The sequence below is a fragment of the Burkholderia sp. LMG 13014 genome (genome assembly GCF_905232215.1).
GTDB lineage: Bacteria > Pseudomonadota > Gammaproteobacteria > Burkholderiales > Burkholderiaceae > Burkholderia.
The window spans coordinates 1-3,014 of record NZ_CAJNKE010000667.1; the positions used below are offsets into that span (position 1 = coordinate 1).

General features: G+C 66.5%; 3 protein-coding genes and 1 riboswitch. Of the genes, 2 read left to right on the top strand and 1 reads right to left on the bottom strand.

The genetic code is table 11. From position 1 onward, the window contains the following. The first annotated feature begins 1 nt into the window (after position 1). A riboswitch (Fluoride riboswitch) is annotated at positions 2 to 105 on the top strand. A 79-nt stretch (positions 106 to 184) separates the two neighbouring features. Continuing rightward, positions 185 to 1,426, top strand: coding sequence for a voltage-gated chloride channel family protein (locus tag JYJ84_RS32765; RefSeq protein ID WP_175221761.1), 1,242 nt, complete (start codon positions 185 to 187; stop codon positions 1,424 to 1,426). 70 nt (positions 1,427 to 1,496) lie between these two features. Further along, positions 1,497 to 2,084, top strand: a complete 588-nt coding sequence (locus tag JYJ84_RS32770) for a shikimate kinase (protein ID WP_236027118.1) — start codon at positions 1,497 to 1,499, stop codon at positions 2,082 to 2,084. A 62-nt stretch (positions 2,085 to 2,146) separates the two neighbouring features. Here JYJ84_RS32770 and JYJ84_RS32775 read toward each other — a convergent pair whose 3' ends face one another. Next, entirely contained in the window at positions 2,147 to 2,860 is a 714-nt protein-coding gene (locus tag JYJ84_RS32775) for a riboflavin synthase subunit alpha (RefSeq protein WP_122949099.1), read from the bottom strand. Between the last annotated feature and the right edge of the window lie 154 nt (positions 2,861 to 3,014).

A 3,014-nucleotide genomic window follows, 5' to 3' on the forward strand; every position in this document is an offset into this window, starting at 1 on the left:
GGCGGCCAGCGGAGATGGCATGCCTCCCTGCGGTCGTATGCGGCGCGTTGCGCACGGTGCGGCCCTCAACCGCCGGTTCGCCCGGCTGATGATGCCTGCGTGTTCCTGGGTTGTCAGGAGGTCGCAGGCCGTCCATGCGGATTTCTACCGCCCAGGTTTTGATGTTCCGTCGAATCTGGAAATCATGTTTTTCACGACTTCTGCCGATCTTCTCGCGACCGTGCGCTATGTGTGCCGCTGGCTCGCGCTCTCGGCCCTGCTTGGCACGCTGGCCGGCACGGCTTCCGCCTTGTTCCTGATCGCGCTCGACTGGGCAACCGGCACGCGCGTCGCGCACCCGTGGCTGCTGTGGGGGCTGCCGGCCGCCGGTTTCGCGACCGGCTGGATCTACCATCGCTTCGGCCAGTCCGTCGCGCGCGGCAACAACCTGCTGATCGACGAGATTCACGACCCCAAGGCACTCGTGCCGAAGCGGATGGCGCCGCTCGTGCTCGTCGCGACCGTCGTCACCCACCTGTTCGGCGGCTCGGCCGGCCGCGAGGGCACGGCGGTGCAGATGGGCGGCGCGCTCGCCGATCGCGTCACGCACGTGTTTCGTCTCGATCGCGAGCATCGCCGCGTGCTGCTGATGGGCGGCATCGCGGCCGGGTTCGCATCGGTGTTCGGCACGCCGCTCGCGGGTGCCGTGTTCGGGCTCGAGGTGCTGGCGATCGGGCGCGTGCGGTATGACGCGCTGCTGACCTGCGTCGCCTCCGCGATCGTCGCGGACGTCGTGTGCCGCGCGTGGGGCGTGCATCACACCGCCTATGCGATTCCGTTCGTGCCGGCCGTGTCGGCGACGGGGCTCGCCATGACGGTCATCGCGGGCATTGCGTTCGGCATGGTCGGGCGGCTGTTCGCGTTTGCGACGCATGCGCTGACCGCGTGGTTCCGGCGCGTCGTCCGCTATGCGCCGCTGCAGCCGGTGCTCGGCGGCCTGCTGGTCGCCGCGGCCGCCACCGCGCTGAACGTGCCGCAGTATCTCGGCCTCGGTATCCCGACGATCGAGGCCGCGTTTCACGGCCCGCTGCCGCTTTACGATTTCGCGGGCAAGTTCGCGTTCACCGTCGTCACGCTCGCGTCGGGGTTCAAGGGCGGCGAAGTGACGCCGCTGTTCTACATCGGCGCGACGCTCGGCAACGCGCTCGGCCAAGTGCTGGCGCTGCCGGTGCCCGTGCTCGCGGGGCTCGGCTTCGTCGCGGTGTTCGCCGGCGCGGCCAATACGCCGATCGCATCGACGATCATGGCGATCGAACTGTTCGGCGCGGATATCGGCGTGTATGCGATCGTCGCGTGTGTCGTCGCGTATCTGTTTTCGGGGCACGCTGGGATCTATCGCGCGCAGCGCGTGGCGGTGGGGAAGGGCGCGCAGGCCGAAGCGGAATGACGCGGGCGCGGAAGGCAGAGTCGTCGCGCATCCTCCGGGAGCGTGATGCATGCGATGTCGGAGGGGAAACGTGTCGTTGCGGGTACATCTGATCGGGCCGGGCGGCGCCGGCAAGACCACGGTCGGGGAGATCGTCGCGGCGCGCCTGAACTGGCGGTTCGTCGATGTGGATCGATGCTTCCTGGCCGCGCACGGGAACATCGCCGATTTCATCCGGAGCCACGGCTATGCCGGGTATGCGTCGCACAACGTCCGGCTGTACGAGCAACTCAGGCGCGGCATGTCGGCGCCCACGATCTGCGCGGTGTCGTCCGGTTTCATGCTGTACCCGGACGATGTCGCGCCGGCCTATCCGGCACTTCGCCGTGGCATCGAGGCGGACGGATTCACCGCGCTCCTGCTGCCGTCGTTCGACCTCGAACGCTGCGCGAAACTGATCGTGGGCCGGCAAATGTCCCGGCCGTATCTGCATGCGAATGAAGCCGACGAGATGCGCAAGATCCGCGATCGGTTCCCGGCGTTCATGCGCCTGAACTGCAAGCGGTTTGCGAGCGACGGCCCACCCGAACACGTGGCGGCCGACATCGAGCGCTTTATCGTGGCGTCGATGGCTTCGCGTGAACACGGTTCGCATCCGGCCGCGGCCGGTACGCGGTGATCCAGCGGATCACCTGGGGCGTGTTCACGCTAACGACGGGCTTGCGCTGGCGCCGGCACCCGTTACGGCTTCGGCAGCCGCGCGACATGGCGCGCCAGCAGTTCCTCGATATCGATGCCTTTTTCCGCCAGCAATGCGGTGACGACGCCGTTCAGTTCGCCGAGCGTTTCCTTGACCGATTCCCGGATCGTATCGACGACCACCTGCGTGCTGCGCTCGATCTCGATGTTGACCGTGTCGTTGACGCCCTTCGCATCGAAGGTCGTCGCGCGGCGCGTTTCGGGAATCAGCCAGACATCGAACCAGCCTTCGTCGCGGTTGACGTCGGACACCGTCAGGCTGCAGCCGTTGATCGCGATATAGCCCTTCGCGAATACGTACCGCTTGAACGCCTCCGGCACTTCGATGCGCACCATCCGGTTGTGTTCGGACATCGCGATGTGCCGGATGGTCCCGGTGAAGTCGACATGGCCGGACAGCGGATGCCCGCCGATTTCCGCGCCGTCTTTCGCAGCCCGCTCCACGTTGATGTGCGCGCCCGTCGCGAGATCGGCCAGCGTGGTGATCCGCAGGCTCGGCAGCATCACGTCGAAGTCGATCAGCTCCGGCGAATGGATGGTCGTCACCGTCAGGCAGACGCCGTCGACCGACACGCTGGCGCCGATCTCGATGTCGTCGGTAAAGCGCTCCGGGAATTCGATGCTGAAGGTTCTCAGTTCCCCGTGGTCGGCGATGGTCTTGATGGTGGCAACGCCCTGGACAATTCCTGTAAACATGGTCGATCCCTAGTCGCAAATTTCCTGATCGACATGATAAGTGATCCCGGAAGCGGCGGCCTTGCGGCCCGCGCCTGGGGGCGAGCGACGAGATTCGCGGGCGCAAAAAAGGCCGTGCACAGTCACAGAGAAACATCACCGAGCCAAAGAGGCT

Coding starts and splice junctions, on each gene's coding strand:
- JYJ84_RS32765 (WP_175221761.1), top strand. CDS start 185: ATGTTTTTCACGACTTCTGCCGATCTTCTCGCGACCGTGCGCTATGTG.
- JYJ84_RS32775 (WP_122949099.1), bottom strand. CDS start 2,860: ATGTTTACAGGAATTGTCCAGGGCGTTGCCACCATCAAGACCATCGCC.